Genomic DNA, 20,883 nt, shown 5'->3' with positions numbered 1-20,883 from the left:
TCCGCGGCATCCGCTTCATCATCCGAGTCCCGTCACGAGATTGATCACTGTCGCGAGGATCACCGCGCCGAACAGGTATGCGATGAGCGTCTGGGCGATGACGATGCGACGGATCTCATTCGACCGCACGTTGGTATCGGCAACCTGATAGGTCATGCCGAGGCCGACCGAGAAGTACCCGAAGTCGGAGTACATCGGGTCCTCGTCCTGGTTGAAGACGATGCCGCCGACCGGCTCCGCGTAATAGACGCGGGCGTACCGCAGCATGTAGTCGACCTGGATGAGCGCCCAGGACGACGCGACGCTCAGCACAGCGATGCCGGCGAGCAGGAACGACAGACCGGGCGCCGCGTGCCGCGCCTGGATGATCACGACCGCGACGGCCGCGAGGCTCACGACGGATCCGACCGTGGCGATGAGGCGCGCGGTGCGCCTCCCCGGGTCCTCGGCGATCGCGTGCGCGCGGGTCTGGGCGGCATCCATGTTCCAGACGACGGAGAGGATCCAGGCGACGTTCACGAGCGCGAGGATCGTCCATCCGCTGAGCAGACCGGGGGCCGCACCCAGCAGGAACCCGATGATGACGCCGCCGATCACTCCCGCCACGATCGACACCGCGAAGTGGACTCGCACGGTGTGGCGCAGCGGAGGGGTGGTCATATCCGAATCGTTTCACGATTCGCGGAATGCGATGTCCGACCCTGCCGTTACTCTCGTCACTGCCGCTTTTCGCAGCCCCTCCATATGCAACGCTGGTAAACGAATCTCCAGAGGAGACGACCCATGGCCGCCACCACTGACACCGACCTCACACCTTCAGACATCCCGTCCTCGTCCGGCGGCGCCCGCGCCGCCGCCGTCACCATTCCCGCGCGCGAGAGCCGCGTCATCTGGCTGCTCCTGGCGGCCGCGTTCGTCGCGATCCTCAACGAGACGACGATGGGTGTGGCGATCCCGCACCTCATCCGAGACCTCGGCATCACCCCGCTCGCCGCCCAGTGGCTGACCACCGCCTTCATGCTGACGATGGCGGTCGTGATCCCGATCACCGGCTTCCTCCTGCAGCGCTTCACGACGCGCGCGATGTTCATCGCCGCGATGGGGCTCTTCTCCACAGGCACGCTCATCGCGTTCCTGTCGCCGGGATTCCCGATGCTGCTCGTCGCCCGCGTCGTGCAGGCCTCCGGCACCGCGATCATGATGCCGCTGCTCATGACGACGCTCATGACCGTCGTCCCGGCCGCGATCCGCGGCCGCATGATGGGCCGGGTCAGCATCGTCATGTCGCTCGCCCCGGCGATCGGCCCGACGCTCGCCGGCGCCATCCTCAACAACTTCGAGTGGCGCTGGATCTTCGGCGTCGTCCTTCCGGTGGCCCTCGTCGCGCTGTTCGTCGGCGCACGATGGATCCACAACCTCGGGGAGACGACGAAGGCGCCGATCGACGTGCTCTCTGTCATCCTCTCCGCCTTGGGATTCGGCGGCCTCGTGTTCGGCCTCAGCCAGCTGGGCGCCGGCGGTCACGGCGGCGCGACGGATGCGGCGGCCGCCGCCGCCACCGCGACGATCACACTGGTCGTGTCGCTCGTCGTGGGCGTGATCGCGCTGCTGCTGTTCGGCTGGCGCCAGATCGTGCTCCAGCGCAAGGACGACGCCCTGCTCGACCTGCGCGTCTTCCGGAGTGCCAACTTCTCCCTGTCGATCGCGCAGATGGGCGTCATGTCGATGGCCTTCTTCGGCGCGATCACGGTCGTGCCGTACTACCTGCAGGACGTCGTGAAGATCGACTCGCTCACGACGGGTCTCGTCGTCCTCCCCGGTGCGCTCGCCATGGGGCTCGCGGGCCCGATCATCGGGCGCATCTACGACCGCCGGGGGACGACAATCCTCCTCGTTCCGGGTGCGATCATCACGACGGCGATGCTGTGGGTCTACACGACCTTCGGCGCGACGACGCCGGTGTGGCTCGTCGCCGTCGTGCAGACCGTCCTGTCGTTCGGCCTCGCGCTGTCGTTCACACCGCTGTTCACCGCCTCTCTCGGCTCGCTCGAGCCGCGGTTCTACTCCTACGGCTCGGCGGTCCTCGGCACGCTCCAGCAGGTTGCAGGAGCCGCGGGCATCGCGCTGATGTTCGGCGTGATGGCGGCGGCGACCGCGAGTGCCACTGCGGCGGGCGCAGACCCCGCCGCGGCCCAGGCGGCGGGCACGCACGCGGCCTTCGTCACCGCGGCGATCGTGGCGCTGCCGATGCTCGTCGGCGCGTTCCTCGTCCGGAAGCCGGCCGACGACCTCACCCACGCCGGCGGCGAGGGGACGCCCGCCGCGCACTGACCCCCTGTCATCTTCGTCCCCGGCCCCCTAGCGTGGTGGCCGGGGACGAAGGAAGGGGACCTCGATGATCGTCGAACCGCCCGCCGAGTCGGATGCGACGGGTCACGTCGCCGACATGTATGCCGGAGACATCAAGACCGACGGGTTCGTGTTCGCCTACACGCGCGTGATGGCGATCAACCCGGAGGCGCACGAAGCGTTCGAAGCGCTGATCCGCGCGATCGTGCCGTCGATCGGCGTGCGCACGTACGAACTCGCAACGCTGGGCGCCGCGCGCGGCATCCGTTCCCGGCACTGCCTGCTCGCCCACGGGCGCAAGACGCTGCGCGCGGCCGCAATGGACGAGGAGCAGCTGCAGCGTGCGGCCGTCGACTACCGCGACGCCGATCTGTCGCCCGCGGACGTCGCGGTCATGGCGTACGCGGAGAAGATGTCGACGGATGCAGCCGGCATGACGGATGCGGACTCCCAGTCGCTGCGAGACCACGGATTCACCGACCGGCAGATCGTCGACATCACGCTCGCGGCCGGGGCGCGCAACTACTTCTCACGGTCGCTGCAGGCGCTCGCCGTGCCGCTGGAGGACGTTCCGGGGCTCTCCCCCGAGCTCGTCGACGCGCTGCTGTCACCCACGCGCTGACGCGCGGACAGCGGAACTCAGATGCTGCAGCAGCCGTCGGCGCCGCAGCACGCCGCGCCGTCTTCGATCACCGCGAGGAGGTTCTGCTCGAGCGGGACGGGCTGCAACTGCGGGGTGGGAAGCGACGAGGTTGCCATGCCTCCATCGTAGCCGGGCCCGGATCAGGCCGGCTCGGACTGGCAGAACGGGCAGTACTGCGCGCTCGACGAGCCGCTCGCGCCAGGCAGATCCTCGATCGTGGTCCCGCACACCGGGCAGGCCTCCCCTGTGCGGCCGTGCACGCGCATGGAGGCGACCTTCTCGGCCTTGAGCTGATCGATCGGGATGCCGCGACGCGCCGCCGTCGCATCCCCCATCACGCTCACCACGGCCTCGTACAGACGGTCACGCTCGTCACCGGACAGTGCGGCCGCGTGAGCGAGCGGCGCGATCTTCGCGGTGTGCAGGATCTCGTCGGAGTACGCATTGCCGATGCCGGCGAACGACTCCTGCTCCTGCAGCAGCGCCTTCACCTGCTTGCGGCGCGACCCGACCACCCGATCGAAGTCCGCGCGCGAGTATCCGGGAGCGAGCGGGTCCGCCCCGAGCTTGGCGATCGTCGAGACCTCTGACGGATCGTCGACGACCGACACGCCGAGGGAGAGCCAGGCGCCCGCATCCGTCAGTTCGAGATCCGCACCGTCGAACGCGAAGTGCGCGACCACCGGAGCGGGGGCATCGGCTGCGACCGGAGCCCAGGCCGCCCAGCCGGCGCGCCCGAAGCTCACGACGAGGTGGCTGCCGTCATCCATCTCGAGGTCGACGTGCTTGCCGAACCGGCGCACTCGGGCGACGCTGCGCCCTGCGACCGAAGCGAGCGGCCTCGCCGGCGTCTTCAGGACACGGAACTCTTCGAACTCGCCGCCGGAGAAGGCACGGCCGTGCAGCCGCTCTCCGAGTTCATCGGCGAGCGCCTGCACCTCGGGCGACTCGGGCATGCGTCCAGTGTGCCACCGGGCGCCGACACCGACCGATCAGTGCGTGACGACCGCCTTGAGAAGGATCAGGATGCCGCCGAACGCGGCCGTGACGAGCGCGCTCAGGATGCGCGGCGCCCAGTGCTTGGTCCAGCCGGCGACAGCGATCCAGCCGAGCACCCCGAGCATGATCGTGTTCGCGATGAGCGCGGCCCACTCCGCCAGGACGTCGTCGATGGCTCTCGTCGCACCCAGCACCAGGAAGATGATGGCCGGAAGCGATGCGTAGACCATGCCGACCGAGTGACTGGCAGCGGCCCCCAGACTCGCCTTCACGCCCGCATGCCCGCTGGTCGCGGCGAGCCTCCCGAGTGTGCCCGCATAGACGTGGGCGGCGAAGAAGACGACGACGGTCACGACGACGACGGCGAGGGTGTCCCACGCCGTCTCCTTGGCGGCCGCGCTGACCGCCAGCATGCCCGAGACGAGGATGAGTCCGTAGATCGCCTCTTCCGAGGTCAGGATGCGGCCGACCCGCGGCGTGATGTGGAGGTCTGCGTCAGACATGCGTGACCGTGGACGTCGTCATGCTGTCGATGCTATCGGCCTGCCTCACTTCATCGTGTCGAGGATCTCGACCAGCTGCTCGAACGACGTGCGCGGATTGAGGATCGCGAAGCGTGCGTTGGTGCGACCCGCATGCGAGCTGGGCGTGACGAACGCGTGCTGGTCGTCGAGGAGCTCCGCCGACCAGCGGTTGTAGTCCTCCTTCGTCCAGCCCTCGCGCTCGAACACGACCACCGACAGCATCGGCTGGCGGACGAGGCTCAGCTCGGGCCGCGCCTCGATCTCGTCAGCGATCCGCCGCGCCAGCTCGATCCCATGCGTCACCGCGTCCCGATACACGCCCGCGCCGTACGTCGCCAGCGAGAACCACAGCGGAAGACCGCGCGGGCGGCGCGTCAGGTGGTAGGCGTAGTCGGAGGGACTCCAGTCGTCCGTGTCGGTCAGGGTATCGAGATACTCGGCGTGCTGCGTGTGCGCGCGTCGGCCCTGCTCGGGATCCCGGTAGATGAGCGCGCACGCGTCGAAGGGCGCGAACAGCCACTTGTGCGGGTCGACGACGAGCGAGTCGGCGCGACCGACGCCCGTGAACAGCTCCCGCGTCACCGGCGACAGCATCCCGGCGAGCCCGTACGCCCCGTCGATGTGCAGCCAGAAGTCGTATTCGTCCTTGAGCGCGGCGATGCCGGCGATGTCGTCGACGATGCCGAAGTTCGTCGACCCGGCGGTCGCCACGACCGCGAAGACGCGGTCGCCGTGCTCGTCCAGGGCGGCGCGCACGACATCGGCGCGGAGGATGCCGTCCTCCCCCGCCGGGACGGCGATGACGTCCACATCCATCACCTTCGCCGCGGACTTGTTCGACGAGTGCGCTTCGACGCTGCAGACCATCGCGAACCGCTCGGGATTCTTGCCGGCCCGGCGCGCGGTGTCGCGCGCCGCGACGAGCGCGGAGAGGTTGCCGAGCGTGCCGCCCTGCACGAACACTCCGCCGGCCCCCTCGGGCAGCCCGAACTCGGCGGCGAGCCAGCGGAGCACCTCGTTCTCCGCGTGCACCGCGCCCGCGCCCTCGAGCCACGATCCGCCGTACAGCGCGCTCGCCGAGACGATGACGTCGAACGCCGCGGACGCCTTCGTGGGGGCGCTCGGGATGAAGGAGAGATAGCCCGGATCGTCGGTCGAGATGCAGGCCGGAGCCAGCACATGCTCGAAGATGCCGAGCGCCTTGCGGGCGCCGATCCCCTCTTCGCGGATGGTGCGCCCGGCGAGGCGGGCCAGCTCCGCCTCGGACAGCGGCTTGTCGAGCGGGGTGTCGCTCGCCAGGAGCCGCGACCGGGAGTACTCGAGGACGAGATCGACGATGGCAGCCGTCTCCTCGGAGACGTCGTGCATGCGTGCGCTGTCGGATGCGGTCACTGGTCCTCCTCGATCGGGCCGCGGTGCGGCTCGCTCATGGTGTCACGTCCGCGCCCTTCGCGCCACGGGCTCCGGATCAGCCGAGAGCGAGCAGCTCCCGCAGCCGATCGACGGGGAGTGCGACGGCCGTCTTCCGGTGCCCCACCATGGTCTCGGCCGCGACGAGCACGTTGAGCACGGCCTCCTCGGTTGCTTCGACGACCGCGGTGTACAGCGGGTCCATCCGGCCCCACGGGATCGTCCGCAGCTCGTCGAGTTCGAACGACGCGTCCGCCGGGAAGCGGCTCGCGAGCGCGCCGCGATTCCCCGTCGAGAATGCGAGGAAGATGTCGCCGGAGAAATGCGATCCGGCCGTGCCCGTGCGCGCCAGCCCGAGCGACACGCGCCGCGCGAGCGCCGTGCACTGGGCGGGCAGGAGCGGAGCATCGGTCGCCACGACGACGATGACGCTCCCGGCTCCCGCCGGGACGCCCGCGGGCACGCCCGCAGGCACGACGGGTGGCGCAGCTGCGAGTTCGGCGGCGAGCGTCGGACCGACTCGCACGCCGCGCACGACGAGCTCCTCCATCGACCCGAAGTTGGCCTGCAGGAAGACTCCGACGGTGTACTCCTCGCCGCCGAGCGGCACGATGCGCGACGCGGTGCCCGATCCGCCCTTGAACTCGTAGCACATCATGCCCGTGCCGCCGCCGACGGCGCCCTCCGCCACGGGACCGGAGGTCGCCGCATCCAGGGCCGCCACCGCGTGCTCGGGCCGCACGTGCAGACCGTTGATGTCGTTGAGCACGCCGTCCCACGTCTCGGCCACGACCGGCAGCAGCCACTGATCCGACGCACCGGGAACGTGGTCCAGCATCCACCGGATCGATCCCTCGTGCGCGGCGCCGACCGAATGCGTGTTGGTGATGAGTACGGGTGTCGACAGGCTTCCCGCCTCCGCGATCCACACCGACCCGGTCATCTCCCCGTTGCCGTTCAGGGAGTGGATGCCGGCGGCCACCGGGGCCGCCGCATCCCCCTTCCCTCGAGGCAGGATCGCCGTCACGCCGGTGCGTACCCGGATATCATCGCGATCCTCGATGAGCGTGATGAGACCGACCTCGACGCCGGGGACGTCGGTGATGGCGTTGTGCTCGCCGGGGCGTCCCCCCTCGACGAAGCCCAGGTCGCGCGCGCGGGTCATGCGGTCTCCTCTTCCAGTTCCTCGTCCGCCGGTTCCGGCAGCGTCCAGCGGTCGGGCTTCCCGCGCAGGTACAGCACGTAGTAGATCAGGCCGGCGGCGAAGATGCCGACCGCGACGGCGACCGGGACCCAGTCGGCGATGACGGTCATCACGAGGATGACGAGTGTCGCGACGATCATGAGGATGGGGGCTGCCGGCCACCACCGCATCCGGTATTCGGCCGCATCCGTCGTGTGGTTGATGCGACCGATCAAGGCCGCGAGGCCCACCAGCGCGTACAGGATCACGATGCCTGCACTCGTCGCGACGAGCAGCACGTCGAACGGGACGAGCCACAGGCACAGCGCCGAGATCACGCCCACGACGAGCGTCGCGACGACCGGGGTGCGCAGCTTCGGGTGGATGTGGCCGAACGCGCGGTTGAGCCCGTCGGGCCACGAGCGGTCGCGGGCCGAGGAGAACAGCGTGCGACCGAACTGCAGGATGATCGCGAGCACGGCGTTGATGACGGCGATCGCGATCCCGATGCTGACGAGCGTGTTGACCGTCGAACCCGCCTCAGTCGTCAGGAACTCCGTCATCGGCGACGGCGATGCGACGAGCTTCGCCATGTCGCTCGTGCCGAGCAGGACGGCGATGAGCGGGATGAGCTCGGCGAGGACCGCGATCGCGAGGGACCACATGATGGCGCGCCCGATCGTCGACCGGGCGTTCTTGGTCTCCTCGGCGTAGTAGACGGCGGCGCCGTAGCCGTTGAAGGCGAAGAGCGCGGTCGACGTGTAGGCGACGATGAGTCCCGCCGCCGCCGGAACGAGGATGCCGCCGGGCCCGCTCGTCACCGGAGTCCACAGCGTCGAGATCGGCTGCTGGACGTGCAGGAACCCCACGAGGGTCAGGACGACGAGCGCCGCGATCTCCAGCAGCAGGAAGATGCCGGTGACCAGCGCGTTCGTGCGAATGCCGAAGCACGCGATCACGGTGGTCACGAGGATCACGACGATCCCGACCCACCCTCCGCCCAGCGCGCTGGACAGGACGCCGAGATACTGACTCGCGCCCGAGGCGATGACGCCGATGATGAGCACGCCGCTCACGAGGTTCATCAGGAACAGGCCGAAGCCCCAGGGCTTGCCGAGCGTCCGTGCGACGAACGCGTACTCGCCGCCCGTGATCGGGAATGCACTGGACAGCTCGGCGTAGCAGAGCGCCACGAAGATGCCGATGACGCCCGCGATCACGAAGGCGAGCGCCGATGCGCCGCCGATGCCGTTGATCACGGCCGGCACGATGATGAACACGCTGGATGCGGGCGTCACCGCCGACAGCGTGATCAGGATGTTCTCCTTGAACGTCAGTCCGCGCGAGAGCTGCTGCGCGTATTTGCCCGTGTCCGGCACCGTCGCCGGCGCCTTCGTGCCGGCTGCCCCTGCAGCTTCGAGAAGCTCCCCATCGAGTTCTTCGCTCACTGCCGCCTCCTCTTCGTCGAATAAGTACCGCAATTGACTCCCGAGTCAATCGCACGCATCGCGCCGCATCAATAGTTCGTCGTCGCAGATCGTCATGAACTGACGCGTGCGTCAGACATTCCGATCGACCCGGTCGATGACCATGAGGACGGCGGGCCTGCGAGAATGGCCCGATGGCACGTGCGATGACCCAGGCCGACCGCCGCGATCAGCTGCTCCTGGCGACCCTCGACGCGATCCGCGACCGCGGGATCGGCAATCTCCGTGTGCAGGACGTCGCATCACGGGCCGGGGTGTCGACGGGCACCGTGCACTATCACTTCAGCGACATCGAGCAGCTGATCCACGACGTCTTCGGGTGGGCATCCGATCGCTTCTACGCGATGCGGCTCGACGCCCTCGCCGGAACGTCGGATGCACGCGACCAGCTCGCCGGCATGATCGCGACCGGCCTTCCCGCCGACGAGAACGACGCCCTTGTCACGGCGATGTACGACATCGGCATCTATAGGCGCACCGGTTCGTTCGACATCATCACGCAGGCCCTCTTCGACCGGCAGGTCGCGCTGTACTTCTCGACGCTGCAGCTCGGTGTCGCACAGGGACACTTCCATCTCACCGGCCCCGTCGTCGACCTGGCTCAGAATCTCGTCGCCCTCGAGGACGCGTACGGCCTGCACATCATCGGCGGGAACCGTTCCACTCCCCCGGATCGCGCGCGCCGCCTCATCCTCGACTACGCCCGCACCGTGACGGGATGCGTCGAACTCGCACTGCCATGACGAAGGGGCCCGCATCCATGATCCGGATGCGAGCCCCGTTCTTCGCGAGTTGTCAGCTGATCTTGCGGTGGTAGATCCGCATCGACACGATGTAGGCGACGATGAGGATGCCCAGCATCCAGGCGAGCGCGATCCAGATGTCGCTGCCCACGGGCTGCTGCGCGAATAGCGCGCGGATCGAGTTCACGATGGATGTCACCGGCTGGTGCTCGGCGAACCACTGGACCAGCGGCGGCATCGTCTCTGTCGGGACGAACGCCGAGCTGATGAACGGCAGGAAGATGAGCGGGTACGAGAACGCGCTCGCACCGTCCACCGTCTTCGCCGTCAGCCCCGGGATCACGGCGAGCCACGTCAGCGCCAGGGTGAACAGGAGCAGGATGCCGGCGACCCCGAACCACGCTGCGACACTCGCCCCGGTACGGAATCCCATGATGAACGCGACGGCGAAGACGACCACGAGCGACAGGATGTTCGCCACCAGCGACGTCAGGACGTGGGCCCACAGGACACCCGACCGGGCGATCGGCAGCGACTGGAACCGCTCGAAGATGCCGCTCTGCAGATCGGTGAACAGGCGGAACGCCGTGTAGGCGACACCGGATGCGATCGTGATCAGCAGGATGCCGGGGAGCATGTAGTCGATGTACGACCCGCCCTCCGTGCCGGTGTTGATCGCTCCGCCGAACACGTAGACGAAGATCAGCATCAGCGCGATCGGCGTCGCCACGGTCGTGAGGATCGTGTCGAGACTGCGGGTGACGTGCTTGAGGGAGCGGCCCGTGAGCACGGCCGTGTCGCTGAAGAAGCGCGCACCCGAGCCCGTGGCGGCCGGTGCTGTGACGGTTGCGGTGGTCATGATCGTGCCTTTCGTGTCTCGGCCGCCTTGGCGGTCTCTTCCGTTTCGCCGTCCCGCTCGCCGGTCAGAGCGAAGAACACGTCCTCCAGGCTCGGCTGCTTCTCGATGTACTCGACCTTCGCGGGCGGCAGCAGCTGCTTGAGCTCCGCGAGCGTGCCTTCGACGATGATCGTGCCCTCGTGGAGGATCGCGATCCGGTCGGCGAGCTGCTCCGCCTCGTCGAGGTACTGGGTGGTCAGCAGCACGGTGGTGCCGCCGCGCGCGAGTTCCTTGACGGCATCCCACACCTCGATGCGGGCCGCGGGGTCGAGACCCGTCGTGGGCTCGTCCAGGAAGATCACCGGTGGGTTGCCGATGAGGCTCATCGCGATGTCGAGCCGGCGTCGCATCCCGCCGGAGTACGTGGAGACCTTGCGGCCGCCGGCCTCCGTGAGCGAGAACCGGGCGAGCAGATCGTCCGCGATCTTCCCCGGGTTCTTCAGGTGACGCAGCTGGGCGATGAGGACGAGGTTCTCCCTTCCGCTGAGGACCTCGTCGACGGCCGCGAACTGGCCCGTCAGGCTGATGGCCTCGCGAGCCCGCTGCGGCTGCTTGGCGACGTCGAACCCGTTGACTGCGGCGGTTCCGCCGTCGGCCTTCAGGAGGGTTGAGAGGATGCGGATGACCGTGGTCTTGCCCGCTCCGTTCGAACCGAGGAGGGCGAAGATGCTCCCCCGTGCGACGTCGAAGTCGACGCCCTTCAGGACATGCAGGTCCTTGTAGGACTTCGTGAGTCCCTGGATGTGGATGGCGGCATCCATGTCACTTCTCCTTCCGCTCTGCGTCCTCGATCGACTTGGCGAGGCGGGCGCGCTCCTTGTCGATCCACTGCGTGCCGGCGTACGACCGTGCGAACGTCTCGGCGAACTCCACAGGGTCGTCGGTGACGATCTCGCGCAGCGGCGTGCCGTCGGCGGCCGCGCGCTCGAAGAGCTCGACCTGGTCGCCCATCATCGTGATGAGCGTCTCGCCGTCGGTGACGCCGCCGTAGTACATGAAGTAGCGCTGCACGGCCTTGGACGCGGTCGCGTACGGCTCCGGAAGCGCCTCCATGCGGGCCTTGTACTGCTTGTACTGCTTCTTCTGCTCCAGCGAGCCCGTGAGGGCTTCGATCCAGTTGGCCATCTCAGTTCTCTTCCTCGTTGTGTTCCCGGTGAATCTGTTCCATGCGGCCGGCGAGGAGACTCCAGGTCTCCCAGAACTCGGCCAGCTGCTCGCGCCCTTGCGCGTTGAGCGTGTAGACCTTGCGCGGCGGCCCCTTCTCCGACGGCACCTTCTCGATGTCGACGAGGCCCTTCTGCTCGATCCGCACGAGGACCGCGTAGATCGTGCCCTCGACGATGTCGGCGAATCCGCGCTCGCGCAGTTCGCTCGTGATCTCGTACCCGTAGGCGGGACGCGTCGACAGGACCGCGAGGACGATGCCCTCCAAGACGCCCTTGAGCATCTCCGTCGCCTGCTTGCCCATCGCCCTCTCCTTCCTGCTACTCAGTGATGTTGACTACTGGTAGACAGTAACACTGAGTACCGGTACTTAGCAACACTGATTAGCAAGAATTTTTCGCGATATATCGTGAGCGTGACGCTAACACGATATATCGCGTTCGGGAAGGGTATCCGCTGCTCGACGGCGAATGATGATCATCGATGTGGAGACGCGCGAGGAAGGCGCAGCGATCGGCGGCGAAGATCGCGGCCGCCCGCCGGCGCCCCCGCAGCAGGTGCGGCAGTTCGTGTACGACCCCGCGGTCTAGCCGTACCCGCGCTTGAGCAGCATGTCCGCCGCGCGGTCGAAGTCCGCCGCGGACGGGATCTCGTAGTCCAGCGCGTTGGCGTTGCGCGTGATGATCGCGAAGACGGCGCCGACGGCGGCCGCATCCTCCAGGTCCTGCACGCTCAGGCCGGCATCGAGGGCCGCGCGAGCATCGTCCGCGGTGACGCTGTGGTTGGTCATGCGATCGAGGAACGCGAGCGCAGCCCGAAGGCGATCGGAGATCGGCGCGGCGCGGTAGTCGGCGAGCACGGCGTCGACGAGGGCTCGATCCATGCCCTTCACCGCGATCGCACCGTGCGCGCCGACGCAGAACGGACAGGAGTTCCAGCTCGCGATCTGCGCTGCCATGAGCTCGCGCTCCGACACCGACCACGAGCTCGGGCCGCGCATGGTCGCCTGCGTCCAGGCCCCGAGCGCCGGGCCGGCGTACGCGGTGTCGTAGAACGCGACGCGCGCAGCGTCGGGGAGTCGGTATCCGCTCATCCGCGAGATCATCCGGATCAGCAGTCGGTGCGCCAGGGTGTCGCCGCGCTCGATCTCAGGCAGACGCATCCGTCGCCTCCGCGATCGCCCGGAATGCCGCATCCCACCGCCGCAGGCCCGCGGCCGCACTCGCCGTCATGACCACCTCGAACGCGGCCCTCTCCGATCCCGCGGACTCCCGCACCTCCACCACCTGCGCGTCGGTGACGCGGTACGACGAGTCCTCGACGGTGCGGGCGAGGCTGCGGAACGGCTCGGCAGCGTCCTCTCCGCCCGCGAGGATCGCCGCCCGGAGGTCGGCCGCGATCACGCCCGACTCGCGGATGCGGCGGCGCAGCGCGTCCGCCAGCTCATCGTGGGCCTTCTCCCCCGCCATGCTGCGAACCTACTCCGGACGCTCGCGCGACGGGCGCGTCACCGGCTGAGAGAGGTCATCCTCCTGCACCGGTGGAATGCTGGTCGCGGAGGGTGCCATGAAAGAACGCGTGCTCGATCTCGTCTTCCTCGTCGGAGTCCTGTTCAAGGGGCTCGACGGGCTGGTCGAGCTCATCGGCGGGGTCGTGCTGCTGTTCGTCACGCCTGCGAAGCTCGTCGGGGCGATCGGCGCGCTCACGGCGAAGGAACTCAGCGAAGACCCGCACGATCTCATCGCGAACCTGCTGATCCACGGCGTCGCGCATGTGGGGTCGAGCGGCCTGGCGTTCGTCGCCGCGTATCTGCTCCTGCACGGAGCGGTGAAGATCGCGATCGTCATCGCGCTGCTCATCGGCTCGCGGCGGATCTATCCGTGGGCGATGGCGGCGCTCGGCGCGTTCCTCGTGTTCCAGATCTACGAGCTCATCACGAAGCCGTCGATCGGTGTCGCGGTGCTGACGGTGTTCGATGCCGTCATCATCTGGCTGACATGGCGCGAGTGGCGGCGCGGACGTGAGCTGCGCGACACATGGCGCGGAACGATCGCCTGGGTCTTCCACCGTGACGCGCCCGCCGTTCCCGGCGAGAGCTGAACCGTTCCGCACCCGGACGACGTGACTCCGGGGAGGGCCCGCGCCCGCGAGCCCCGAAGCATGAACCCGAGGAGGAGTCATGCAGACCCGAACAAGGATCCTCGCCGCGCTGGGCGCGGCGGCGATCGCGATCCTCACCATCCAGGCACCCGCGCTGGCGCTCGAGAACCCCACCACCGGTCACAACGGCGCACCGACCAACACGTGTTACAGCTCCCCGGCGACGATGGACTCCCCCGGCCGTTCCGCGAGCGCGAACGGATCGCCGTTCAATCCGAACGGCACGGCCGGGCTCCACTACGCCGGGAACCCCGGCACCGCCTCGCTGGCGCATTCGAACAGCACCGCCACGGTGTCGCAGTACGACACGGCCTGCCTGCGCCACACCGCAGAGATCATGCGGCACTGCGCCTCGCCGGGTGACCGCCCCCCGCGCCGGGCGGCATCGGCGCGCGGCGGGAAGCTCTCCCGCCGCGCGCCGATGGTCGATCGGGTCAGCTGCCGGGCACCAGAGGCGCCGTCGGGCCGTAGGCGACATTGAAGCCGTCTGTGTCGGAGTCAGGCGCGGACGGCGTGGAGATCTGCCCCCGCCGTGACGTCATCACGCCCATGTCCGCGGCCGTCAGCTTGGGGTTGCCGTTGTTGACAGTGCCGGAGTCGAATGTCGCCAGCCCGTAGTTCGCAAGCGTCGCAACGCGTCCGCCGACCGTGGGGGCCTCTTCGATCCACTCGGCAGAAGTTCCGGGGCCGGTGTAGTTCTGCACGGTCGTGAACGACGTGCCTTTCGTGTCGTCGTTGATCGTGATCGTCCAGCTCGTGCCGCCTCCCTTCACGATCGAAGCCGACATCTTGTCTCCCGGGCTCACCGTCATCGAAGCGATCGGTGTCTCGGCTGCGGGGAGGATCTCCCACCACACCGCGTAGTGCGCGGAGCCGTTGTAGTAGTCGGATTCCGTCCCGGTCTGGATGAGGTTCGAATTGTTGTATCCGTCGATGCCGATCCAGTTCGAGGAGTAGCTCGCCGACTTCGTCGCCGAGACTGCTGGAACGCTCCACTTTCCGGTGATGGAGGTGTAGCCCGACCCGGTCTCGGCCGCGCCCGACCAGTTCGTCGATGACCAGCCCGTGTTGCCCGACACGTGGGAGCTGCTGGGTATCCGCGGCTTATGGAACACCGCCCCTGCGTCCGCCGCCACCGGAGCCAGAAGCGTCGCGGCCGCCAGGCCCGCCGCCGAGATCGTCGCCACCGCAGATCGCAAGAACATACGCCCACCTCACTGTTCGGTCGCCGCCCGCCCCGATGCGAGCGATCGCGGCGTCAGCCTAGAGCCGTGGATGCGGCCGACCCCGCCGCACTCAGCAAGTCCATAAGGTGCTCCTGCGCGGCGGTCGCGCCGGCATCAGACCCCGCAGGGATGCCCTCTCCCACCTCGTCCGGGGAGGGCGGACTCCATGGCACTGATCGCAGAAGAAGCTGCTCGCCCAGCTGGAGGCCGCATTCCACGCATCCTGGGAATTCTGCATGAATGCAAGATTCTGATCCTATTCGTGAATGCATGACTGCAAAAATGTAGTCACGCAATCTTACGAAGGAAGATGATGTCTTCAACCGCCACAGCCCCCACACCCACCGTGGGCGCACCCCGACGCAAGATCGGGGCTCCGATCATGACGCACCGGCAGATCATGCTGGTGGTCGTCGGCCTCATGGCCGGCATGTTCCTCGCGTCGCTCGATCAGACGATCGTGTCGACCGCCATCCGCACCATCGGCGACGATCTCCACGGTCTCGACCAGCAGGCCTGGGTCACGACCGCATACATGATCACCTCGACGATCATGGTGCCGATCTACGGCAAGCTGTCCGACATCTTCGGACGCCGTCCGCTGTACCTGCTCGGCATCGCGATCTTCGTCGTCGGGTCGCTCCTGTCCAGCTTCTCCACGTCGATGGTGGAGCTCGCCGCGTTCCGCGCCTTCCAAGGAATCGGTGCCGGCGCCCTGATGTCACTCCCCCTCGCGATCATGGGCGACATGCTCGCTCCCCGCGAGCGCGCCAAGTACCAGGGCTTCTTCCTCGCGGTCTTCGGCATCTCGTCGGTGATCGGTCCGCTCATCGGCGGCGTCTTCGCCGGTGCCGACACGATCCTCGGCATCACCGGCTGGCGCTGGGTGTTCCTCATCAACGTGCCGATCGGCATCGTCGCGTTCATCATGGTGTGGACATTCCTGCACCTGCCCACGTTCGGCAAGGATCACGCCAAGCCGCGCATCGACTGGTTCGGCGCAGCCGCAGTCATCGTCGCGCTCGTCCCGTTCCTCCTGGTGGCGGAGCAGGGGCGCGTGTGGGGCTGGACGTCGACGGCATCCATCGCCTGCTACGTGATCGGCGGCCTGGGGCTCGTCGCGTTCCTCCTCATCGAATGGCGCATGCGCGAGGATGCCATCATCCCGCTGAAGCTCTTCCGCTCCGGCACCTTCTCGATGGCGACCGTCCTCGGCTTCCTCGTCGGTTTCGGCATGTTCGGCGCGATGCTGACGATCCCGCTGTACCTGCAGATCGTGGTCGGCCTCGACCCGACCGCATCCGGATTCGCGATGCTGCCGATGATCGGCGGGCTCATGGTGGCCTCGATCGGCTCGGGTGTCTTCATCTCGAAGACGGGCAAGTACCGCTGGTTCCCGACGGCGGGCATCGCCCTCGTCGCGGTCGGCTACGGCCTCCTCACGATGCTGAAGGTCGACTCGTCGATCTGGTTCCTCGCGGGGATCATGGTGCTCGTCGGCCTCGGGCTCGGCATGATCCAGCAGGCCCTCACGCTCGCCACCCAGGGCGCGGTCGATCCGCGTGACATGGGTGTCGCCACGAGCGCGTCGACGTTCTTCCGTCAGATCGGCGGAACGCTCGGCACCGCGGTGCTGCTGTCGATCCTGTTCTCGGTCATGCCGACGCACATCAACACGGCGATGACCGACAAGGCCCAGCTGACGGCCGCGCTGGATGCGGCCATGAACCCGGCGGTCGCGGACAAGGCGAACAACAAGCCGATCATGGACCAGATGTGGTCGAAGATCACCGGCCCCATCGAGAAGGGCACCCAGGAAGGCCTCGACCAGGCGACCGCTCAGGTCAGCGCCGGCGTCAAGACGGCCGTGACGGCCAAGGTGACCGCGGCGGTCGACCAGCAGGTCGCAGCGGGTCGCATCCCGGCCGCAGCAGCGGACACCGTCATCCAGGGTCAGGTCGCGAAGGCGCTCCCGGACGCGACCGCCGCAGCCCTGCAGCAGGCCGCCGACAAGGCCGGCGTCTCGGTGGTCGACGGCAAGCTCGCCGTGGACTACTCGAACGCCGACCAGCGCAAGGCCGTCGTCGACAAGGTCGAGCCGACCATCGAGCAGAAGCTGAAGAGCAGCGACGGCGCGTCGAACAGCTCGGGCATCAGCGACACGTCGTTCCTGAACGGCGCGGACAAGCCGCTGTCGGTGCAGTTCCTCACGGGCTTCACCTCCTCGACGGGGATCGTCTACTGGACGGGCCTCACGGTGATGCTGATCGCACTGGTGCTGTCGTTCTTCTTCAAGGCCCCGCCGCTGCGGCAGCGGTCGGCCCTGCAGGAGCGCGCCGATCTCGACGCCGAAGGCGCAGACCGTGAGATGTCGGAGGACGACGTCGTCGCCGAGCTCGAGGAGCTCGACAAGACCGACGACGAGGTCATCGCCGAACTCGAGGAGCGCGTCAAGAGCTGACGGCGCCAGAATGGGTGTGCACCGGTCGGACGCGGTCCGGTCGGTGCACACCCGCAGGAAACGGAAAGAGACGATGACGAACCCGCATCCGGATTCCCTCCGCGAGCGCAAGAAGCGCGACACCAGGGAGCGGATCCGTGAGGCCGCGCTGGAACTGGCGGATGCCAAGGGCATCGCGGACACGACGGTCGAGGAGATCTGCGCCGCCGCGGATGTGTCGGTGCGCACGTTCTTCAACTACTACCCGAGCAAGAACGCGGCGATCCTGGGGCTTCCCGCCCTCGTGATCCCGGATGGCGCGCGCGAGGCGTTCCTGGCCGGCGACGGCCCCCTCATCGAGGACATCGTGAAGCTCATCACGAGCTTCGGCATCGAGATCCCGAACAAGCAGAAGCACGGGATCATCAAGCGGCATCCGGAACTCGCCTCGACATTGATGGAGTGGGGCAGCCGCCACCGCAGCGACCTGCTCTCGATCGTCGAGCAGCGCACCGACGCGTCATCCGCGCGTCTCGCCGTCGGGGCCGTCATGCTGTCGTTCGGCGATGCCGCGTTCGAGGGCAACGAGCTGAGCGCGGAGACGATCGTGGACGAGGTCCACAAGGCCCTCGGTCGGCTGGCCGCGCTCCTCGCCGACCGCGAGACGGCCTGATCGGATGTCGGTGCCCGCGCGTAGCGTGCCGGTATGACGTTCTTCGGCACCCTCGCGTCACCCGTCGGGGTGCTCGGCGTCGAGAGCGACGGCGAGGCGATCAGGCGTGTGGGATGGATGCGGGCCCCCGCCGCTCCCCCGCATGATCCGCTGCTCGTCGAAGCCTTGCGGCAGCTCGAGGCGTACTTCGCCGGCGCGTTGACGGTGTTCGACGTGCCGATCGCGGTTCCTGATCGACCGGAGTCGACCCACGCGGTGCTGCGCACCCTCCACGAGACCGTGGGCTTCGGCGAGTCGGTGACGTACGGCGAACTGGCGGACCGCAGTGGCACCGACGTGCCGGCGCGGGCGATCGGCTCGATCATGGGGGCGAACCCCATCCCGATCATCGTGCCCTGCCACCGGGTCGTCGCGTCCGACGGGCTCGGGGGCTTCTCCGGCGGCGCACCGGGCCAGGGCCTCGCCACGAAACGCTGGCTCCTCGAGCACGAGGGCGTCCTCCCGCCGGCTCTCTTCTGAGCGGCGGCTATCGCTCGTCGAACTCGCGTCGCAGGTATTTCGGCGCCTGGACACGCCACGCCTCCGTCACGAGCTCCTCGAGGTGGTCGGAAGCGATGCGATCCATGCGCAGAGCGATCTTGGGCTGCAACCAGTGCGATGTGAGCGGCAGGAAGACATCCGGAGCCATCTCGACCAGAGCGAGAGCGTCGATGCTGTCCGCGACCTTCATGCCCACGACGAGCTCCGCCGCGACGATGCTGCGCACCTCGTCCGGGATGCTGGGCCACGGATAGCACTCCCACGCGTACGGCTTGCGGCGCACGAACCAGGCCGCCCCGCGCGTCATCGCACGCTCCTCGCTGCCGGGCAACGCGGACGCGATGCTCCGCAGGTCGTCGAGCGTCGGCATGCCTCCGACATTAGGCGCGGGGTCGGACACCCGTGCTAACGTCATCCCCGATCGTGTTCGACCGGACGGAGGTGAGACCCATGTACGCAGTATCCGCAGTGGGCGCTCCCTCGCCGTCCACGATCGCGCGACGCAGGTAGTCGCACATCGGGAGCGCCGAAGACGCACCATCGCGAAAGGCGACTCCCATGAACACAACACCTCACAACACCCGCGCCCTCGTCATCGCCGGCGGCGGCGCCGCCGGCAACGCCTGGGCGATCGGCCTCGTCGCCGGTCTCGCCGATGCCGGCGTCGACGTCTCCCGTGCCGATCTGATCATCGGCACCTCATCTGGCTCCACGGTGGCCGCGCAGATCACGAACACAGCTCCCCCGGAGCTCTACGCATCCATCCTCGGCGAGCCTCCTCAGCCCGCCGGAGCGCGCCGGGGACCTGCCCGCGGAATCTCCGGCCAGAACTATCTGGACTGGTCGAACGCGATCATCGCATCCGCCGAAGACGCCGCGGACATGCGCCGCAAGATGGGCGCTGCCGCGCTCGAACGAGACGCGTCGGACGGCGCGGACGGGATGCGGTGGCGTGAGATCACGACGTCACGCCTGCCAGGTGTCACGTGGCCGGAGCAGCGTGTGCTCATCACCGCGCTCGACGCCCGAACCGGCGAGCCCGTCGTCTTCGACCGCGACAGCGGCGTCGAGCTGGTCGATGCCGTCGCAGCCAGCACGTCCGCGATGATCCCCTACCCGATCGGAGAGGACCGCTACCTCAACGGCAGCTACCGGCGCGGCGAGAACGCCGACCTCGCCGCCGGATACGACCGCGTGCTCATGCTCGTGCCGTTCGGGGGCCGCACGCGGATGCCCGACACCCTCGGCATGGACCTCCCCGCCCAGATCGCCGAGCTCGAGGCGGGCGGGAGCCGCGTTCAGACCGTGGTCCCGGATGCAGGCGCCGGCGAGGTCTTCGACGCCAATGCTCTCGATCCCGCGACGCGACTGCCGGCCGCGCGCGGCGGATACGAGCAGGGGCGCGTACTCGGCGGCCAACTCGCCGAGTTCTGGGGCTGACGGTCTGCCCGCCGGGTCGTCAGCGACCCGGCGGGCTGGTCGCGGACCGCTGCATCCATTCCTCGCCCATGTCGGACCCCTCTGCGAGAGTGGGCACGTCCTCGACCGACGGAGGTCACCGATGGAGCTGAACCACGACCAGCGCGCATTCCTGCAGGATCACCATGCCGCGGCCATGATCACGACCGGTCGCGACGGAGCCGCGAAGGCGGTCCGGGTGGGGGTCGCGCTCGTCGACGGGCACCTGCGCAGCAGCGGCACCGCCGACCGCGCCCGCACGAAACGGCTGCGACGCGTTCCGCGCAGCACTCTGTTCGTCTTCGATCCCGGCGTCCGGTATCTGACCATCGAATCCGCCGTGACGATCCTCGACGGCGACGACGCCCCCGAGCTCAACCTCGCGCTCTTCCGCGTCATGCAGAACCGCCCGTCCGGACCACTCGCCTGGTACGGCGAAGAGCTCGACGAGGAGGCATTCCTTGCGCGGATGGTCCAAGAACGACGATTGGTCTACGAGTTCACGCCGGTCCGGATCTATGGGACGGCGTGAGCCTCACGTGATCCGCGCTTGGATATCGCGGATCGTCGACCCCAGGATCCCCTTGGACAGGAGCCCCGTCCCGAGAGGTCCCGATCGGTCTGTGCCGAGCAACGGCAGCCGTCGGAGCGCCGCGCGCTGCGCGTCGGTGAGCTGATCGGTCTGCCAGCGGATCTCCGCCCCCACCGCGTCTTCGTCTGGATGCGCGAGGGAGACCGCCTTCACCGCGTATGCGGCTGCGCCGAGTGCGTGGGCACCCATATGGGCGACCGCGGATGCCTGTGCGGCGGAGCGCGCGGCGGCCGCACCGGCGGGCGTCGCGGCCGCGGTCGCGGCCTTCACCGCACGCAGCCGCTTCGCGATCTCCTCGCTCGCGGTGCTCTCACCGCGCCCGTAGGCACGGGTGCGGGCGAGTGCATCCTGCACCACACCGCCACCGATCGTGCTTCGCCGTCGACCAGAGGCA

The 20,883-nt window shown here is 68.3% G+C and carries 25 protein-coding genes; 10 read left to right on the top strand and 15 right to left on the bottom strand.

Annotation, left to right across the window (positions count from 1 at the left end; translation table 11 throughout):
- Nucleotides 1–18: 18 nt before the first annotated feature.
- Nucleotides 19–660, bottom strand: a complete 642-nt coding sequence (locus QSV35_RS15920) for a DUF1345 domain-containing protein (protein ID WP_286289782.1) — start codon at nt 658–660, stop codon at nt 19–21.
- A gap of 123 nt (nt 661–783) precedes the next feature.
- On the opposite strand from QSV35_RS15920, the gene QSV35_RS15915 reads away from it, so the two are divergent.
- Together QSV35_RS15915 and QSV35_RS15910 are read left to right on the top strand one after the other, a co-directional pair.
- A complete protein-coding gene (locus QSV35_RS15915; RefSeq protein ID WP_286289781.1) occupies nt 784–2,331 on the top strand; it encodes a DHA2 family efflux MFS transporter permease subunit in 1,548 nt (515 codons plus the stop codon).
- Nucleotides 2,332–2,395: 64 nt separating this feature from the next.
- Nucleotides 2,396–2,971: a carboxymuconolactone decarboxylase family protein gene (locus QSV35_RS15910; protein ID WP_286289780.1), complete on the top strand. Its 576-nt coding sequence runs from the start codon at nt 2,396–2,398 to the stop codon at nt 2,969–2,971.
- Between the two features lie 161 nt (nt 2,972–3,132).
- Here the strand turns inward: QSV35_RS15910 and QSV35_RS15905 are convergent, their stop codons facing one another.
- The 5 genes from QSV35_RS15905 to QSV35_RS15885 all read right to left on the bottom strand — a co-directional run bounded on the left by QSV35_RS15905 (nt 3,133) and on the right by QSV35_RS15885 (nt 8,556).
- Complete coding sequence (locus QSV35_RS15905; RefSeq protein ID WP_286289779.1) at nt 3,133–3,948, bottom strand: DNA-formamidopyrimidine glycosylase family protein; 816 nt, start codon at nt 3,946–3,948, stop codon at nt 3,133–3,135.
- 36 nt (nt 3,949–3,984) lie between these two features.
- The gene (locus QSV35_RS15900; RefSeq protein WP_286289778.1) at nt 3,985–4,494 is read right to left on the bottom strand and encodes a hypothetical protein; all 510 of its coding nucleotides are present in this window, start codon (nt 4,492–4,494) and stop codon (nt 3,985–3,987) included.
- A 45-nt stretch (nt 4,495–4,539) separates the two neighbouring features.
- A complete protein-coding gene (locus QSV35_RS15895) occupies nt 4,540–5,883 on the bottom strand; it encodes a pyridoxal phosphate-dependent decarboxylase family protein (protein ID WP_286289899.1) in 1,344 nt (447 codons plus the stop codon).
- Between the two features lie 100 nt (nt 5,884–5,983).
- Nucleotides 5,984–7,090 (bottom strand): DmpA family aminopeptidase, encoded by a 1,107-nt coding sequence (locus QSV35_RS15890; protein WP_286289777.1) that lies wholly within the window; start codon nt 7,088–7,090, stop codon nt 5,984–5,986.
- Nucleotides 7,087–8,556, bottom strand: coding sequence for an APC family permease (locus tag QSV35_RS15885; RefSeq protein WP_286289776.1), 1,470 nt, complete (start codon nt 8,554–8,556; stop codon nt 7,087–7,089). Before QSV35_RS15885 ends, QSV35_RS15890 begins: the two co-directional genes overlap by 4 nt.
- Nucleotides 8,557–8,729: 173 nt before the next feature.
- Here QSV35_RS15885 and QSV35_RS15880 point away from each other — a divergent pair, with 173 nt between their 5' ends.
- On the top strand, nt 8,730–9,338 hold the full coding sequence (locus tag QSV35_RS15880) for a TetR/AcrR family transcriptional regulator (protein ID WP_286289775.1): 609 nt from the start codon (nt 8,730–8,732) through the stop codon (nt 9,336–9,338).
- A 52-nt stretch (nt 9,339–9,390) separates the two neighbouring features.
- On the opposite strand, the gene QSV35_RS15875 is transcribed toward QSV35_RS15880, so the two are convergent.
- The 6 genes from QSV35_RS15875 to QSV35_RS15850 form a co-directional block, all read right to left on the bottom strand.
- Complete coding sequence (locus QSV35_RS15875; protein WP_286289774.1) at nt 9,391–10,197, bottom strand: ABC transporter permease; 807 nt, start codon at nt 10,195–10,197, stop codon at nt 9,391–9,393.
- Nucleotides 10,194–10,997, bottom strand: a complete 804-nt coding sequence (locus QSV35_RS15870) for an ABC transporter ATP-binding protein (RefSeq protein ID WP_286289773.1) — start codon at nt 10,995–10,997, stop codon at nt 10,194–10,196. Before QSV35_RS15870 ends, QSV35_RS15875 begins: the two co-directional genes overlap by 4 nt.
- Before the next feature lies 1 nt (nt 10,998).
- Entirely contained in the window at nt 10,999–11,361 is a 363-nt protein-coding gene (locus QSV35_RS15865) for a DUF1048 domain-containing protein (RefSeq protein ID WP_286289772.1), read from the bottom strand.
- A 1-nt stretch (nt 11,362) separates the two neighbouring features.
- Nucleotides 11,363–11,704 carry a PadR family transcriptional regulator gene (locus QSV35_RS15860; RefSeq protein ID WP_286289771.1) on the bottom strand — a complete coding sequence of 114 codons (342 nt, stop codon included), beginning with the start codon at nt 11,702–11,704 and terminating at the stop codon, nt 11,363–11,365.
- A 282-nt stretch (nt 11,705–11,986) separates the two neighbouring features.
- Nucleotides 11,987–12,562, bottom strand: coding sequence for a carboxymuconolactone decarboxylase family protein (locus QSV35_RS15855; protein ID WP_286289770.1), 576 nt, complete (start codon nt 12,560–12,562; stop codon nt 11,987–11,989).
- On the bottom strand, nt 12,549–12,869 hold the full coding sequence (locus QSV35_RS15850; protein WP_286289769.1) for a hypothetical protein: 321 nt from the start codon (nt 12,867–12,869) through the stop codon (nt 12,549–12,551). Before QSV35_RS15850 ends, QSV35_RS15855 begins: the two co-directional genes overlap by 14 nt.
- 97 nt (nt 12,870–12,966) lie before the next feature.
- Here QSV35_RS15850 and QSV35_RS15845 point away from each other — a divergent pair, with 97 nt between their 5' ends.
- Together QSV35_RS15845 and QSV35_RS15840 are read left to right on the top strand one after the other, a co-directional pair.
- Nucleotides 12,967–13,500, top strand: coding sequence for a DUF2127 domain-containing protein (locus QSV35_RS15845; RefSeq protein WP_286289768.1), 534 nt, complete (start codon nt 12,967–12,969; stop codon nt 13,498–13,500).
- Nucleotides 13,501–13,579: 79 nt separating this feature from the next.
- A complete protein-coding gene (locus QSV35_RS15840; protein ID WP_286289767.1) occupies nt 13,580–14,041 on the top strand; it encodes a hypothetical protein in 462 nt (153 codons plus the stop codon).
- On the opposite strand, the gene QSV35_RS15835 is transcribed toward QSV35_RS15840, so the two are convergent.
- The gene (locus QSV35_RS15835; protein WP_286289766.1) at nt 13,995–14,765 is read right to left on the bottom strand and encodes a G1 family glutamic endopeptidase; all 771 of its coding nucleotides are present in this window, start codon (nt 14,763–14,765) and stop codon (nt 13,995–13,997) included. The two genes, QSV35_RS15840 and QSV35_RS15835, sit on opposite strands and share 47 nt — an antisense overlap.
- Before the next feature lie 403 nt (nt 14,766–15,168).
- Between QSV35_RS15835 and QSV35_RS15830 the strand changes: the two genes are divergently transcribed.
- The 3 genes from QSV35_RS15830 to QSV35_RS15820 all read left to right on the top strand — a co-directional run bounded on the left by QSV35_RS15830 (nt 15,169) and on the right by QSV35_RS15820 (nt 18,418).
- Nucleotides 15,169–17,247, top strand: coding sequence for an MDR family MFS transporter (locus QSV35_RS15830; RefSeq protein ID WP_286289765.1), 2,079 nt, complete (start codon nt 15,169–15,171; stop codon nt 17,245–17,247).
- A gap of 73 nt (nt 17,248–17,320) precedes the next feature.
- A complete protein-coding gene (locus tag QSV35_RS15825; RefSeq protein ID WP_286289764.1) occupies nt 17,321–17,899 on the top strand; it encodes a TetR/AcrR family transcriptional regulator in 579 nt (192 codons plus the stop codon).
- Between the two features lie 33 nt (nt 17,900–17,932).
- A complete protein-coding gene (locus tag QSV35_RS15820; protein ID WP_286289763.1) occupies nt 17,933–18,418 on the top strand; it encodes a methylated-DNA--[protein]-cysteine S-methyltransferase in 486 nt (161 codons plus the stop codon).
- A gap of 7 nt (nt 18,419–18,425) precedes the next feature.
- Here QSV35_RS15820 and QSV35_RS15815 read toward each other — a convergent pair whose 3' ends face one another.
- Nucleotides 18,426–18,809, bottom strand: a complete 384-nt coding sequence (locus QSV35_RS15815) for an MmcQ/YjbR family DNA-binding protein (RefSeq protein WP_286289762.1) — start codon at nt 18,807–18,809, stop codon at nt 18,426–18,428.
- A gap of 188 nt (nt 18,810–18,997) precedes the next feature.
- Here QSV35_RS15815 and QSV35_RS15810 point away from each other — a divergent pair, with 188 nt between their 5' ends.
- Nucleotides 18,998–19,879 carry a patatin-like phospholipase family protein gene (locus QSV35_RS15810; RefSeq protein ID WP_286289761.1) on the top strand — a complete coding sequence of 294 codons (882 nt, stop codon included), beginning with the start codon at nt 18,998–19,000 and terminating at the stop codon, nt 19,877–19,879.
- 121 nt (nt 19,880–20,000) lie between these two features.
- Nucleotides 20,001–20,429 carry a pyridoxamine 5'-phosphate oxidase family protein gene (locus QSV35_RS15805; RefSeq protein ID WP_286289760.1) on the top strand — a complete coding sequence of 143 codons (429 nt, stop codon included), beginning with the start codon at nt 20,001–20,003 and terminating at the stop codon, nt 20,427–20,429.
- Between the two features lie 3 nt (nt 20,430–20,432).
- Here QSV35_RS15805 and QSV35_RS15800 read toward each other — a convergent pair whose 3' ends face one another.
- Entirely contained in the window at nt 20,433–20,843 is a 411-nt protein-coding gene (locus QSV35_RS15800; RefSeq protein ID WP_353618986.1) for a putative immunity protein, read from the bottom strand.
- Nucleotides 20,844–20,883: the final 40 nt, after the last annotated feature.

The organism is Microbacterium candidum (genome assembly GCF_030315975.1).
Classification (GTDB): domain Bacteria; phylum Actinomycetota; class Actinomycetes; order Actinomycetales; family Microbacteriaceae; genus Microbacterium; species Microbacterium candidum.
Note: the sequence above shows the minus strand (reverse complement) of the source record. Positions and strands in the feature narration are given on the sequence as shown.

Coding starts and splice junctions, on each gene's coding strand:
- QSV35_RS15920 (WP_286289782.1), bottom strand. CDS start 660: ATGACCACCCCTCCGCTGCGCCACACCGTGCGAGTCCACTTCGCGGTG.
- QSV35_RS15915 (WP_286289781.1), top strand. CDS start 784: ATGGCCGCCACCACTGACACCGACCTCACACCTTCAGACATCCCGTCC.
- QSV35_RS15910 (WP_286289780.1), top strand. CDS start 2,396: ATGATCGTCGAACCGCCCGCCGAGTCGGATGCGACGGGTCACGTCGCC.
- QSV35_RS15905 (WP_286289779.1), bottom strand. CDS start 3,948: ATGCCCGAGTCGCCCGAGGTGCAGGCGCTCGCCGATGAACTCGGAGAG.
- QSV35_RS15900 (WP_286289778.1), bottom strand. CDS start 4,494: ATGTCTGACGCAGACCTCCACATCACGCCGCGGGTCGGCCGCATCCTG.
- QSV35_RS15895 (WP_286289899.1), bottom strand. CDS start 5,883: ATGCACGACGTCTCCGAGGAGACGGCTGCCATCGTCGATCTCGTCCTC.
- QSV35_RS15890 (WP_286289777.1), bottom strand. CDS start 7,090: ATGACCCGCGCGCGCGACCTGGGCTTCGTCGAGGGGGGACGCCCCGGC.
- QSV35_RS15880 (WP_286289775.1), top strand. CDS start 8,730: ATGGCACGTGCGATGACCCAGGCCGACCGCCGCGATCAGCTGCTCCTG.
- QSV35_RS15875 (WP_286289774.1), bottom strand. CDS start 10,197: ATGACCACCGCAACCGTCACAGCACCGGCCGCCACGGGCTCGGGTGCG.
- QSV35_RS15870 (WP_286289773.1), bottom strand. CDS start 10,997: ATGGATGCCGCCATCCACATCCAGGGACTCACGAAGTCCTACAAGGAC.
- QSV35_RS15865 (WP_286289772.1), bottom strand. CDS start 11,361: ATGGCCAACTGGATCGAAGCCCTCACGGGCTCGCTGGAGCAGAAGAAG.
- QSV35_RS15860 (WP_286289771.1), bottom strand. CDS start 11,704: ATGGGCAAGCAGGCGACGGAGATGCTCAAGGGCGTCTTGGAGGGCATC.
- QSV35_RS15855 (WP_286289770.1), bottom strand. CDS start 12,562: ATGCGTCTGCCTGAGATCGAGCGCGGCGACACCCTGGCGCACCGACTG.
- QSV35_RS15850 (WP_286289769.1), bottom strand. CDS start 12,869: ATGGCGGGGGAGAAGGCCCACGATGAGCTGGCGGACGCGCTGCGCCGC.
- QSV35_RS15845 (WP_286289768.1), top strand. CDS start 12,967: ATGAAAGAACGCGTGCTCGATCTCGTCTTCCTCGTCGGAGTCCTGTTC.
- QSV35_RS15840 (WP_286289767.1), top strand. CDS start 13,580: ATGCAGACCCGAACAAGGATCCTCGCCGCGCTGGGCGCGGCGGCGATC.
- QSV35_RS15835 (WP_286289766.1), bottom strand. CDS start 14,765: ATGTTCTTGCGATCTGCGGTGGCGACGATCTCGGCGGCGGGCCTGGCG.
- QSV35_RS15830 (WP_286289765.1), top strand. CDS start 15,169: ATGACGCACCGGCAGATCATGCTGGTGGTCGTCGGCCTCATGGCCGGC.
- QSV35_RS15825 (WP_286289764.1), top strand. CDS start 17,321: ATGACGAACCCGCATCCGGATTCCCTCCGCGAGCGCAAGAAGCGCGAC.
- QSV35_RS15820 (WP_286289763.1), top strand. CDS start 17,933: ATGACGTTCTTCGGCACCCTCGCGTCACCCGTCGGGGTGCTCGGCGTC.
- QSV35_RS15815 (WP_286289762.1), bottom strand. CDS start 18,809: ATGCCGACGCTCGACGACCTGCGGAGCATCGCGTCCGCGTTGCCCGGC.
- QSV35_RS15810 (WP_286289761.1), top strand. CDS start 18,998: ATGAACACAACACCTCACAACACCCGCGCCCTCGTCATCGCCGGCGGC.
- QSV35_RS15805 (WP_286289760.1), top strand. CDS start 20,001: ATGGAGCTGAACCACGACCAGCGCGCATTCCTGCAGGATCACCATGCC.